14 protein-coding genes are annotated in these 12,065 nt (G+C 72.9%); 5 read left to right on the forward strand and 9 right to left on the reverse strand.

The window, feature by feature from the left end:
• Positions 1 to 329: sensor histidine kinase (locus tag SSOG_RS02725; RefSeq protein WP_039936400.1), on the forward strand; the 329-nt coding region annotated here is incomplete at its 5' end.
• A 352-nt stretch (positions 330 to 681) separates the two neighbouring features.
• Here SSOG_RS02725 and SSOG_RS02730 read toward each other — a convergent pair.
• Both SSOG_RS02730 and SSOG_RS02735 read right to left on the reverse strand, forming a co-directional pair.
• On the reverse strand, positions 682 to 1,617 hold the full coding sequence (locus tag SSOG_RS02730) for a TAXI family TRAP transporter solute-binding subunit (RefSeq protein WP_009712674.1): 936 nt from the start codon (positions 1,615 to 1,617) through the stop codon (positions 682 to 684).
• 32 nt (positions 1,618 to 1,649) lie between these two features.
• The gene (locus SSOG_RS02735; protein ID WP_039936403.1) at positions 1,650 to 2,072 is read right to left on the reverse strand and encodes an ATP-binding protein; all 423 of its coding nucleotides are present in this window, start codon (positions 2,070 to 2,072) and stop codon (positions 1,650 to 1,652) included.
• A 270-nt stretch (positions 2,073 to 2,342) separates the two neighbouring features.
• Between SSOG_RS02735 and SSOG_RS02740 the strand changes: the two genes are divergently transcribed.
• The 3 genes from SSOG_RS02740 to SSOG_RS02750 are packed head-to-tail and all read left to right on the forward strand — an operon-like array spanning position 2,343 to position 4,326.
• Positions 2,343 to 3,200, forward strand: coding sequence for a helix-turn-helix domain-containing protein (locus SSOG_RS02740; RefSeq protein WP_009712676.1), 858 nt, complete (start codon positions 2,343 to 2,345; stop codon positions 3,198 to 3,200).
• A 2-nt stretch (positions 3,201 to 3,202) separates the two neighbouring features.
• The gene (locus SSOG_RS02745) at positions 3,203 to 3,508 is read left to right on the forward strand and encodes a DUF397 domain-containing protein (RefSeq protein WP_039936404.1); all 306 of its coding nucleotides are present in this window, start codon (positions 3,203 to 3,205) and stop codon (positions 3,506 to 3,508) included.
• Positions 3,505 to 4,326 carry an SAM-dependent methyltransferase gene (locus SSOG_RS02750; protein WP_009712678.1) on the forward strand — a complete coding sequence of 274 codons (822 nt, stop codon included), beginning with the start codon at positions 3,505 to 3,507 and terminating at the stop codon, positions 4,324 to 4,326. The genes SSOG_RS02745 and SSOG_RS02750 overlap by 4 nt, the downstream gene beginning before the upstream one ends.
• A 10-nt stretch (positions 4,327 to 4,336) precedes the next feature.
• On the opposite strand, the gene SSOG_RS02755 is transcribed toward SSOG_RS02750, so the two are convergent.
• Both SSOG_RS02755 and SSOG_RS02760 read right to left on the reverse strand, forming a co-directional pair.
• The gene (locus SSOG_RS02755; RefSeq protein ID WP_009712679.1) at positions 4,337 to 5,737 is read right to left on the reverse strand and encodes a sensor histidine kinase; all 1,401 of its coding nucleotides are present in this window, start codon (positions 5,735 to 5,737) and stop codon (positions 4,337 to 4,339) included.
• 3 nt (positions 5,738 to 5,740) lie between these two features.
• Positions 5,741 to 6,445 (reverse strand): response regulator transcription factor, encoded by a 705-nt coding sequence (locus tag SSOG_RS02760; protein ID WP_009712680.1) that lies wholly within the window; start codon positions 6,443 to 6,445, stop codon positions 5,741 to 5,743.
• 173 nt (positions 6,446 to 6,618) lie between these two features.
• Here SSOG_RS02760 and SSOG_RS02765 point away from each other — a divergent pair, with 173 nt between their 5' ends.
• On the forward strand, positions 6,619 to 7,884 hold the full coding sequence (locus SSOG_RS02765; RefSeq protein ID WP_039936407.1) for a glycosyltransferase family 4 protein: 1,266 nt from the start codon (positions 6,619 to 6,621) through the stop codon (positions 7,882 to 7,884).
• A 46-nt stretch (positions 7,885 to 7,930) separates the two neighbouring features.
• Here the strand turns inward: SSOG_RS02765 and SSOG_RS02770 are convergent, their stop codons facing one another.
• The 5 genes from SSOG_RS02770 to SSOG_RS02790 form a co-directional block, all read right to left on the reverse strand.
• Positions 7,931 to 9,454 (reverse strand): SDR family NAD(P)-dependent oxidoreductase, encoded by a 1,524-nt coding sequence (locus SSOG_RS02770; protein ID WP_039936409.1) that lies wholly within the window; start codon positions 9,452 to 9,454, stop codon positions 7,931 to 7,933.
• Between the two features lie 86 nt (positions 9,455 to 9,540).
• Positions 9,541 to 10,656 (reverse strand): pyrroloquinoline quinone biosynthesis protein PqqE, encoded by a 1,116-nt coding sequence (gene pqqE / locus SSOG_RS02775; protein ID WP_009712683.1) that lies wholly within the window; start codon positions 10,654 to 10,656, stop codon positions 9,541 to 9,543.
• The gene (pqqD, locus tag SSOG_RS02780; protein ID WP_039936411.1) at positions 10,644 to 10,910 is read right to left on the reverse strand and encodes a pyrroloquinoline quinone biosynthesis peptide chaperone PqqD; all 267 of its coding nucleotides are present in this window, start codon (positions 10,908 to 10,910) and stop codon (positions 10,644 to 10,646) included. Before pqqD ends, pqqE begins: the two co-directional genes overlap by 13 nt.
• Positions 10,907 to 11,605, reverse strand: a complete 699-nt coding sequence (gene pqqC, locus SSOG_RS02785; protein ID WP_009712685.1) for a pyrroloquinoline-quinone synthase PqqC — start codon at positions 11,603 to 11,605, stop codon at positions 10,907 to 10,909. The genes pqqD and pqqC overlap by 4 nt, the downstream gene beginning before the upstream one ends.
• Positions 11,602 to 12,065, reverse strand: a 464-nt coding sequence (locus SSOG_RS02790; RefSeq protein WP_009712686.1) for an MBL fold metallo-hydrolase, incomplete at its 5' end; no start/stop codon positions are given. The genes pqqC and SSOG_RS02790, both read right to left, overlap by 4 nt.

A 12,065-nucleotide genomic window follows, 5' to 3' on the forward strand; every position in this document is an offset into this window, starting at 1 on the left:
CCCCGCCGCTGCCCGCACCGGCCGCCCGGATCGCGGACATCGCGCTCGACAACTCGGCCAAGTTCGTGCCGTCCGGCGGCACGGTCACCGTCTCGCTCGACGCCGCCGGAGCGCTGCGGATCGCCGACGACGGCCCCGGGCTCGCCCCCGAACAGCTGGCCGCGGCCCCCGGCCGCTTCTGGCGCGCCCCGGACCACGGGAACGTCCCCGGCAGCGGCCTGGGCCTGGCCATCGCCGCCGAACTGGCCCGCTCCTGCGGCGCCGAGCTGACCCTGCGCTCCGCCGAGCCACGCGGCCTGGTGGTGGAGCTGCGCCTGCCGGTGGGCTAGGGCGGGTTCCTCTCCCCCACCCCGCCGCTTCCCGAAACGGGGGACACCCCCGCCCCCGGGAGGTCCACCCCGACGGTGCGGAAGGCGTTGGCGCGGGCAGGGCGCGCGCACTGCGGGGCCGCCGCGTACCCGCCGGGGAGGCGAGCCGCTGCCTCCACGCCCCTTCGCGCACGCCGGATGCGCACCGCGGCAGCGGCAGCGGGCAGCGGCAGCGGCAGCGGCAGCGGCAGCGGCAGCGGCAGGCGAACGTGCAGCCCAGGGGCTCCGCCGTGCGGGCCACCGCGCTCCGCGGCACCCGGCGCGCCCGGCGCCGCTTCGGCAGCGGGGTCGGAGCCCGCGGCGGGCCGGGGCGTCAGCCGTAGGCGGCGCGGTAGTAGGCGGCGGCGCCCGGGTGGAGGGGGACGGTGCCGGTGCCGATGGCGTACCGCTCGTCCAGGCGGCTGCCCGGCGCGTCCGGCACCGGCAGCCGGTCGCGGCGCTCGAAGAGCACATCGGTGAGCGCGCGGGCCGTACCGTCGGGGAGCCCGGAGCGGCAGACGAGATAGCTGGGCGTGCCCACGGTGGGGGTCGGCCCCTTCAGCCCGTACGCCCCGGCCGGGACGGAGACCTCCTCGTAGACCGGGCCGTGGTCGCGGCGCAGCGCGCGGGCGAGCCCGCCGAGGGGGATCAGGCGGAGCGGGCGGCGGCGGGCGAGCCGGGAGATGGCCCAGGTGGGGGCGCCGCCGGACCAGAAGAAGGCGTCCACTTCCCCGTCGGTGAGCGCGTCGGCGGAGGCGCCGAGCCCGAGGCGTACGGCGCGGACGTCGCGTACCGCGGCGGCGGCGAGCACCCGTCCGGCGGTCGTCGAGGTTCCGGACCCGGCGGCGCCGAGGGAGACCGTGCGCCCGGCCAGCTGGGCGGGGTGCTCGATCGTGGAGTCGGCGGGCACGACCAGGTGCAGATAGTTGAGGTACAGCCGGGCGAGGGCCGCGACCGGGATCTTCCTCGGGAAGATGCCGTGCCCCGCGGCGGCGTCCGCCGCGCTGTCGGCGAGGGTGAGCGCGAGGTCGGCCCGGCCGTCGCCGAGCATGCGCAGGTTCTCCACGCTCGCCGCGGTGGTGAGCACCCGCACGGTGAGCCCGTGGTGGGCGCGGTGCGCCTCGGTGGCCAGTCGGCTGCCGAAGGTGGCGTAGGGGCCACCCCGCGGGCCGGTGGCCAGCCGCACCTGGGCGGAGGGCCCGGGGTCCGAACAACCGGCGAGCCCGCCCGCGGCGAGCGCCAGCAGCAGGCGGCGTGGGACGGTGTGCACCCGGCGATGCTAACCGCCGGGGTCCGTACTGGTCAGCGGGCCAGCGCGCCGAGCTGGGCCCACACCACGCGGCCGCCCGCCGCCCCCGGCCGGTCGCCCCAGGCCTCGGTCAGGGCGCGGACGAGGGCCAGACCGCGGCCGCTCTCGTCCTCCACACCCGCCTCCCGGGGCATGGGGCCGAGCGGGCCGCCGCCCTGGTCGGCGACCTCGACGTACAGCGAGCGCCGCTCCTGGGCGCGGAGCACGCAGAGGATCTGGTCGCTCGCGGTGTGCACGAGCGCGTTCGTGAACAGCTCGGACATCACCAGCTCGGCCGCGCCGCACACGTCCTCGTCGAAGCCCCAGTGGGGCACCCGGTTCCGGACGAGCCGTCGCGCGGCGGCGACCGAGGCACCCCGGGCGGGCAGTTGCAGACTCTCCTGGCGGAGGGCCATATCAACGCCGGCGGAGCTCATGTGAGGGGCCATCGTCGAGCGTTGACGCAATGCCACGGCCATGTGCCTTCCGTCCGTCTACCTGTGGGGGCGTGAACGCCGCCCGTACGCGACTGCCGCAAGTGCGCGACAGGGCAGCCACGTTGGGACCGGTCACGACGCCACTATCGTTCCTGCGAGCATCAGTTGGCAAGGCGCGTTCTGCAAAATGCAGAATGTCCACGGCAGTCTGTGCCGCTCACACCGAGCATGGCACACTGAGACGCACAACACCGTCGGAGGAGGTATGACGTGGGTGAAGCGCGGTCTGCCCCGACCGTCGGGCAGATGGTCCTCGGCATGCGGCTGCGGCACCTCCGCGAGCAGGCCGGCGTCGGTTATGACGCGGCCGCCAAGGCGCTGCATGTCAACCAGACCACCGTGCGCCGGATGGAGAAGGCCGAGGTCGGCCTGAAGCTCCCGTACGTCGAGAAGCTCCTGCGGACGTACGGCGTCGGACAGGACGAGGTGGAGTCCTTCCTCGGGCTCGTCGAGGAGGCCAACAGGCCTGGCTGGTGGCACCGGTTCCGCGATGTGCTGCCCGACTGGTTCAGCCTCTATGTGAGCCTGGAGGGCGCCGCCAGCCGCATCCGCGCGTACGAACCGCACTTCATCCCCGGTCTGCTCCAGACGGAGGACTACGCCCGCGCGCTGCTGCGCATCGGCTTCCCGCAGGGCTCCGAGGAGGAGCTGGGCCGGCGGGTCGCCCTGCGGATGGAGCGTCAGGAGCTGCTCTCCAGACCCGGCGGGCCGCATCTGTGGGCCGTCATGGACGAGACGGTGCTCCGTCTGCACATCGGCGGGCCGAAGATCATGCGCGCCCAGATCGACCGCCTCATCGAGGCCATCCAGATGCCGAACGTGACCCTCCAGGTGGTGCCGTTCGCCGCCGGGCCGCATCCGGGCATGGGTGGCCCCTTCCAGCTGTTCCGGTTCCAGATCCCGGAACTGCCGGACATCGTCTACGCCGAGGGCCTGACCGGCGCCGGCTATCTCGACCAGCGCACCGATGTGGCCGCCTATCTGGAGGCACTGGACCAGATGGGCACCCGGGCCACATCGGCGCGGCGCACGGAGGGCTTTCTCCGAGAGATTCGCAAGGAGCTGTGACTGTGGATCAGGTAGAAGACGTCTACAACGGCATGCCCGCCACCCGTCTGGCGACGGAAGGCTGGCGCAAGCCCTGGAGCGGCCCCAACGGCGGTGCGTGCGTGGAGGCCCTGAGGCTGCACGACGGGCGGATCGCCCTGCGGCAGTCGACGGACCCCGACGGCCCCGCGCTGATCTACACCCACCATGAGATGGAGAAGTTCATCCAGGGCGCCAAGGCCGGTGCCGCGGATTTCCTTCTCACCCGACCCGACAACAACAACCTGGCCACCTCGGCGGCTAACGCACCGGAACGGAGGGCGGCGTGACCGACTACGGACTCGCCCCGGACCAGCAGATCGACACCAGCAAGCCGCACTCGGCTCGGATGTACGACTTCTACCTCAACGGCAAGGACCACTACGAGGTCGACGCGGAAGCCGCGGGCAAGGTGCTGTCGGTCTACCCGACCGTCAAGCTCAACGCCACCGTCAACCGCGGCTTCATCCACCGGGCGACGCGCTGGCTGGCGGCCGAGGCGGGCATCCGGCAGTTCCTGGACATCGGCACCGGCATCCCCACCGAGCCGAATCTGCACCAGGTCGCCCAGAGCGTGGCCCCGGAGGCCCGGGTCGTCTACACCGACTACGACCCCATCGTGCTCGCGTACGCCCAGGCCCTGCTGCGCGGCACCCCCGAGGGCCGCACCGCGTACGTCCAGGCCGATGTGCGCGAACCGCAGCGGATCATCTCGGCGACCGAGCTGCGGGAGACGCTGGACCTGAGCAAGCCGGTCGCGATGTCGGTCAACGCGCTCTTCCACTTCATTCCGGAGGAGGAGAAGCCGTACGAGCTGGTGCGTGAGCTGATGGGCGCGCTCGCCCCGGGCAGCTATCTGATGCTGACGCACTCCACGGCCGACTTCCACGCGGAGACGTGGCAGAAGGTGATCGCCGTCTACAAGGAGAGCGGCATATCCTTCGTCACCCGCAGCAAGAGCGAGGTCGCGGCGTTCTTCGACGGCATGGAGCTGGTCGACCCGGGCGTCTCGGAGCCGCACGACTGGAAGCCGGACCCCGGCGACCGCCCGGACGAGATCCGCAGCGCGGACATCAACATGTGGGCCGGAGTGGCCCGCAAGCCGTAGCCGAAGAAGACTACGGCTCCTCGGGGCCGTCCACGGTGAAGCCGAGGACCGCGCCGCCATCGGGGCGGGGGCGGGCGAAGACCGTGCCGCCGTGCGCGAGGGCCACCTCGCGCACGATGGCAAGACCCAGCCCGGAACCGGGCAGGCTGCGGGCGCCGGGGGCGCGGTAGAAGCGGTCGAAGACCCGCTCGCGGTCCTCCTCCGCGATGCCGGGGCCCCGGTCGCGTACCTCGACGCGGTGCCCGCTCACCACGACCTCGACGGGCCCGGTGCCGTCCCGGTCGAACTTGGCGGCGTTCTCCACCAGGTTGGAGACCGCGCGCAGCAGGGCGGCCGGATGGCCCTCGACGAGGGTGTCGCCCTTGGCCCGCACCGTGATGTCGCGGCCGGTGCGCCGGCGGGCGAGGGTCGCGGCCTTGGTGGCGACCTCGTCCAGGGACACCTCCGTGCGCGGTTCGTCGTCCCGCTGACCGGCCGCCAGGTCCACCAGCTCATTGACGAGGTCGGTCAGTTCCCGGGTCTCCCCCGCCAGATCGGCCAGCAGCTCGTCGCGCGCGGCGGGCGGCAGCTTCTCGAAGCGGCTCAGCAGCGAGATGTTGGTGCGCAGCGAGGTGAGCGGGGTGCGCAGTTCGTGTCCGGCGTCCTGGACGAGGCGCCGCTGGTCGTCCTTGGAGCGGGCGAGCCGCCCGAGCATGCCGTCGAACGCCCGGCCCAGCCGTCCCACTTCGTCGTCCCCGGCGACCGGGACCGCCACCTCCATCCGGCCGGTGACCGCCACGCTCTCGGCGACCCGGGTGAGCCGGGTGAGCCGCCGGGTGATGCGTCCGGCGAGCCACCACCCGGCCAGTCCGGCGGCCACGATGATCGCGACGACGAACAGCGCGGTGCGCTTCTGGAGTTCGCGCAGCAGATCCTCGGTGTCGCTGATCTGCTGGGCCACCTGTACGGCGCCGCGGTGGTCGCCGAGCGCGACGGTGGCCATCCGGTAGTCGTCCTCGCCGATGGAGATGTTGCGCTGCCGCATGGTGCCCGGGGCGGCGGCCGCGGCGGTCTCCCGGTCCTCGTCGCCGACCGGCAGCGCGGGCTTGCCCTCGTCGTAGACGCCGCCCCGGCCGCCCAGCACCTGGACGTCCATGCGGCTGATCCGGCGCAGGTCGTCGCGCAGCCCGTAGGGCACCGGGACCTCGGAGGGGTACTGCCGCAGGATCACTTTCTGGCCACGCACCTGGGTCCGCAGATCGCGGATGACGTCGGTGAACGCGGACTTCTGGTCGACCCGCACCAGCCCGGCCGCGGCGTCGTAGCTGAGGAAGCCCACCAGGAGGGTCACCACGGACGCCACCGCCGCGAAGGACAGCGCGAAGGTGGTGCGCAGGCTGGGCCGTGGATGACGGCGGAGTGGGAAGCGCACCGTTCACTCCTCCCGCAGGGTGTAGCCGACGCCGCGCACCGTGTGGATGAGCGGGGTGAGCCCGGTCTGGTCGACCTTGCGGCGCAAATAACCGATGTATACGGCCAGGTTCTTCGATCCGGGGCCGAAGTCATAGCCCCAGATGCGAGAGTAGATCGTGCCATGATCAAGAACGATGCCCGCGTTACGGGCCAGCAGCTCCAGCAGGTCGAATTCGGTGCGGGTCAGCTCCAGTTCGGTACCTCCCCGCCACACCCGGCGCGCCGAGGGATCGAGCCGCAGATCGGCGACCGCCAGCGTGGCGTCGAAGACGGTGCCCTCCGTCGTGGGCTCCGGTACGGGGGCGACGCGGCGCAGCAGCGCGCGCAGCCGGGCGAAGACCTCCTCGACGTCGAACGGCTTGGCCACATAGTCGTCGGCGCCCGCGTCCAGTCCCTCGATCCGGTCGGCGGTCTCCACCCGCGCGGTGAGCATGAGGATGGGGGTGCGGTCGCCCTCGGCGCGCAGCACCCGGCACACCTGGATTCCGTCCACTCCCGGCATCATCACGTCCAGCACGATCACGTCCGGGTGCTCACGGTGGATGGCCGCCAGGGCCTCGACGCCGTCGGACACCGAGGTCACCCGGTATCCCTCCAGCGTCAGGGCGCGCTCCAGCGCATGGCGGATGGCACGGTCGTCCTCGGCGAGCAGCACGGTGTTGGTCACAGGACGAGTCTGCCAAGGCCCGTCGGATGCGGTCCCCCGCAGCCCCCCGGAGCTGCGGTTCTTACCCGGCTCTCACCGTATCCACGCGACCGGCTTACCGAGCCGGTCCAGGGTACCCAGTACGTTCCGGGGGGATCGCGCCCCGGTGTTGCCACCGGCCGGAGAGACACCGAATGAAGATCGTATTCCTGCTGCACAACGCTTATGGGATCGGCGGAACGATACGCACCACGCTGAACCTCGCCGCGGCGCTGGCGGAGCGGCACGAGGTGGAGATCGTCTCGATGATGCGCCACCGGGGGAAGCCGCGCTTCACGCTCGACCCGCGGGTGCGGCTGGTGCCGCTGGTCGACACCCGGCCCGGCGGCCTGGACGCGCGGGATCCGCTGTTCGCGGAGCGCACCCGGGACTTTCCCGTCCACGAGAAGCGGAACCACCAGTACAACCGGCTGATGGACGTGCGGATCGCCCGCTACCTGGAGGGCTCCGACGCCGACGTGATCATCGGCACCCGGCCGGGCGTCAATGTGTACCTCGCCCGCTTCGGCCCGCGCAAGGCCCTGCGCATCGCGCAGGAGCATCTGCGGTACGAGGCGCACAGCAAGAAGCTGCGGGCCGAGCTGGCGCCGTACTACCGCGAGCTGGACGCCGTCGTCACCACGACGGAGGCGGACGCGGCGGTGTACCGGGCGAAGATGCCGCTGCCGGGGGCGTGGACCCTCGCGATACCGAACAGCGTTCCCGAGCCCGCCGCCCCGCCCTCCGAGGGCACCACGCCGGTGATCGCGGCGGCCGGGCGGCTGGTCCGCGGCAAGCGCTTCGACCTGCTGATAGACGCCTTCGCCGAGGTCTCGCCCAAGCATCCGGAGTGGCGGCTGCGGATCTACGGCGGTGGTTCCCAGAAGGACCGGCTCCAGGAGCGCATCGAGGAGCTGGGGCTGACCGCGAGCGCCGAGCTGATGGGGCCGTACTCGCCGATCGAGGAGGAGTTCGCGAAGGCGTCGATCGTCGCGGTCGCCTCGGACGCCGAGTCGTTCGGGATGACGATCGTGGAGGCCATGCGCTGCGGGGTGCCGGTGGTGAGCACGGACTGCCCGCTGGGCCCGGCCGAGATCATCGAGGACGGGGTCACGGGTCGCCTCATACCGGTCGGCGACAAGCAGGCGATGGCGCAGGCGCTGCGGGATCTGATCGATGACGAGCCGGGGCGCCGCGCGATGGCCGCGGCGGCGCTGGAGAGCGCCCGGATGTACGACCCGGAGCCGATCGCCATGCGCTACGAGCAGCTCTTCGAGGAGCTGGCGTCGAGCCGGTTCGCGCGCAAATGGGAGCGCACCCGGGTCCGGCTGCGGGCGAGCTACCGCCGTAAGGTCCGCCGCTGGAAGCGCGCCTTCCGCCGCCGTCTGCCCGCGGCGGGCGGGACGAGCGCCAAGGCGTGACGCCCCCTGGGCCGGGCGGTGTCCGCCGCCCGGCCTGCCCGCCGGATTACCAGGTGGTCGGCGCGTAGTCCTTCAGGAAGCAGCCGAACAGGTCCTCGCCCTGCTCACCCCGGACGATCGGGTCGTAGACCCGGGCCGCGCCGTCCACCAGGTCCAGCGGGGCGTGGAAGCCGTCGGCCGCGAGCCGCATCTTGTCCGGGTGCGGGCGCTCGTCGGTGATCCATCCGGTGTCGACGGCCGTCATGAGGATGGCGTCGCTCTCGAACATCTCACGGGCGCTGGTGCGGGTGAGCATGTTGAGCGCGGCCTTGGCCATGTTGGTGTGCGGATGGCCCGCGCCCTTGTAGCCGCGGCCGAATTTGCCCTCCATCGCGGAGACGTTGACCACGTACTTCCGCCGGGCGGGCGCGGCGGCCATCGCCGGGCGCAGCCGGCTGACCAGGATGAAGGGCGCCGTCTCGTTGCACAGCTGCACCTCCAGCATCTCGACCGGGTCCACCTCGTGGACCCGCTGGATCCAGGTGTTGGTGGGGTCCAGGTCCGGGACGAGCCCGCCCGCGTCGATCGCGGTGCCCGCCTCGATCCGGGCGGGCGAGGCGGAGCCGCTGGTGAGGGCGAGGGCGGTGAGGTCCTGGGCGGTCAGCGCGCCGTCCCGCTCCCGTCGCGGCCCGGGCAGCGCGGTCTGGGAGCCGCTGCCGAAGGCGCCGAGGACGACGGCCTCGGGCAGCTCCCCGGCGGGCAGCGGCGCCGACTCGCCCGCTATCAGCTCCCCGTACGCCTGCGGGCTGCGGCGCACGGTCTGCGCGGCGTTGTTGATCAGGATGTCCAGCGGCCCGGCGGCGCTGACCTCGTCGGTCAGCGCGATGACCTGGGCGGGGTCGCGCAGATCGATGCCGACGATCTTCAGCCGGTGGAGCCACTCGGCGCTGTCCGGCATCGCCGTGAAGCGGCGGATCGCGTCGTTGGGGAAACGGGTGGTGACGGTGGTGTGGGCGCCGTCACGCAGTAGCCGCAGGGCGATGTACATGCCGATCTTGGCGCGGCCGCCGGTGAGCAGCGCCCGGCGGCCGGTGAGGTCGGTGCGGGCGTCGCGGCGGGCCCGGTTCTCGGCGGCGCAGCCGCGGCAGAGCTGGTGGTAGAACGCGTCGACCTCGACGTACCGGGTCTTGCACACGTAGCAGGAGCGCGGGCGCTCCAGGATGCCCGCGATCTCGCTGGTGACCGAGGAGCTGAGGGCCCGGCCCAGCGTCTCGTCGTCGATGCGGTCGGCGGCGCCGGTGGCGGTGGCCTCGGTCACCGCCTTGTCGTTGGCGGTCTTGGCGGCCCGGCGTTCCGAGCGCCTGCGCTGCTTCACGGTGCGGTAGATACCGGCGGTGGCCCGGCGCACCGTGATGGCGTCGGGGTGGTCGATGGGCAGCCGGTCCAGCTCCTCGAGGACGCTCAGGCAGGTCGCCAGGCGCTCGGGGTCGATACCGGGCTCGTCGGTACCGGGCGCCTCGGCCCCCGGGTACTCGGCCCCCGGCCGCCCGGCCTCCATCCGCTGGGCCCGGCCGTCGTCAGTCACCGTCATCGCCGCTGCCGCTTTCTGGTTCTGTTCTCCCTGGTTAACGGCCGAACTTTACGGAAGCGGGGACGGTTGAGCCAAACCGGGCGGCCTCACCCCCTCCCGTACCCGCGGTACGTATAGCCCGGAGGCGGGGGCTCCGCGGCCGGAGCGGGGCCGGTCAGCGAACGGATCAGGCCATGATCGGGCGAGAGGGCGCAGGCCGGGTCGGTGCGGGCGGCGTCCCCGGTGAGGGCGTACGCCTGGCAGCGGCAGCCGCCGAAGTCCTCGGCGCGGTGGGAGCAGCTACGACACGGTTCGGCCATCCACTCCTCGCCGCGGTAGCGGTTGAAGGCGGCGGAGTGGTCCCAGATCCACTCCAGGGCGTGGTCGCGGACGTTCGGCGGGTCGAGGCCGGGCAGGGCGGCCGCGGCGGGGCAGGGCAGGACGGTGCCGTCGGGCGCGACGGTGAGCGAGACCGCACCCCAGCCGCCCATGCAGGGCTTGGCGACGCCCTCGAAGTAGTCCGGGAGGACCCACACCAGCTCGGTGCGGCCGCCGAGCTTCTCGCGCCATCGCGCGACGCCCTCCCGGGCCCGGGCGAGCTGCTCGCGGGTGGGCAGCAGGGCGGCGCGGTTGCGCAGGGCCCAGCCGTAGAACTGGGTGTTGGCGAGTTCGACGCGATCGGCGCCCCAGGCCACGGCCAGTTCGATCAGTGGGTCCAGCGCGTCGAGGTTGTCGCGGTGCAGGACGACGTTGACGCCCAGCGGCAGGCCCGCCTCCCGTACCAGGGCGGCGGCCCGCTCCTTGGCGGCGAACGAGCGGTGTCCGGCGATCCGGTCGGAGGCCCCGGGGTCGGCGTGCTGGACGGAGAGCTGGACGCTGTGCAGCCCGGCCCCGGTCAGCGCCGTCAGCCGGGCCTCGTCAAGACCCACGCCGCTGGTGACCAGCTGGGTGTAGAGCCCGGCGGACGCGGCCGCGGCGACGATCACCTCCAGGTCCCGGCGCAGCAGCGGCTCACCGCCGGACAGATGGGTGTGGACGACGCCCAGCTCCGCCGCCTGGCGCAGCACCCGCTCCCACTCCTCGCCGGTCAGCTCGCGGGAGCGGCGCGTCAGTTGGAGCGGGTTGGAGCAGTAGGGGCAGTGCAGCGGGCAGCCGTGGGTCAGCTCGGCGAGCAGCGCCCACGGACGGGGGTGCCCTTGGGGGTGGGCGGTCACCGTATCCAGCCCTCCTCGTGCATCCGGTCCAGGAACGCCGGGACGTCGGTGGCCACGGGGGCGCCGGGGAAGCGTTCGGCGAGTTCGGCCACGATGGTGTCGAGGTCGCGGCCGCCGTCGCACAGCCGCAGCACCGTTCCGGCGGTGCCGCGCAGGACCACCACGCGCTCGGGCATCACCAGCAGGTCCACCTCGCGCACCCGGTCGTGGCGCAGGTGCACCGCGGGGGCCAGGGCCGGCCGCCAGGCGGCCGGGGCCGTCATATCCCCTCCCCCGCCGTGTCCTTGGTGTCGGCGTGGTCCACGGCGTCCAGCAGGGACCACAGCACATCGCATTTGAAGGTCAGCGCAGCGACCGCCCGTTCCTCGTCCTCGGGGGTGCAGGCCCAGGTCAGGACGAGGTCGAGGGCTTCGGCGCTGTCCCGGCTGCCCTGACCCACCCGGTCCCGGAAGTAGCGGAGCCCTTCGCGCTCGATCCACGGGTAGTGGTGTTCGAACGCCTCGATGCGGGTGCGCATGATGCCGGGGGCGGACAGTTCGGTCAGCGAGGCGGCGACGGCCTCCAGCGGGGTGCCCAGACGGCAGAAGTTGACGTAACCGTCGACCGCGAGCCGTACGCCGGGCAGCACTTCGGCGCCGGTGAGCAGCCGTTCCCGGCCGATGCCCGCGGCCTCGCCGAGCCGCAGCCACCGCTCGATGCCGCCCTCGCCGTCGGCGGCGCCGTCGTGGTCCTGGATGCGGCGCAGCCACATCCGGCGCAGCCGCGGGGTGTCCAGCTTGGCGGTGATGAGCGCGTCCTTGACGGGGATGTGGCGCTGGTAGTGGAAGCGGTTGAGGATCCAGCGGCGCAGTTCGGCGGGGGTGAGTTCGCCCGCGTGCATGCGGAGGTTGAAGGGGTGCCGGTCGTGGTAGCGCTCCTGGGCGACTGCGCGCAGCCGCTCTTCGAGGCTCCGGGTCATAACTCGATCACCATCCCGTCGGCGGCCACCTCGATGCCCCGTCCGGCGAGCACCGCGTGCTGGGGCGCGGCCGGGTCGTTGAGGGGGTTGGTGTTGTTGAGGTGGGTGTACAGGGTGCGGGCGCCGAGTGCGGCGAGCCGCCCCGCCGTTCCGCCGGGTCCGTCGATCGGCACATGGCCCATGGCGGTGGCGGTACGGGAGCCGAAGCCGCTGCGCAGGGGCTCCTCGTCGTCCCAGAAGGTGCCGTCGACGATGACGCAGTCGGCCTCCTCGGCGGCCCGCTGGAAGGCGTCGGACCAGGCGGCGAGGGCGGGGGCGTAGAGGAGGGAGCGGCCGGTGGCGCGGTCCCGCAGGTGCAGGGCGACGACCCAGTCGTCCTCGTCGGGACCGTCCAACTCGGCGGCATAGCGGGGGCGTTTGGCGGAGACGGGGACGGCGGCGATGGCGAAGTCGGCATCGC

Origin of the sequence: Streptomyces himastatinicus ATCC 53653 (assembly GCF_000158915.1) — a bacterium.
GTDB classification, from domain to species: domain Bacteria; phylum Actinomycetota; class Actinomycetes; order Streptomycetales; family Streptomycetaceae; genus Streptomyces; species Streptomyces himastatinicus.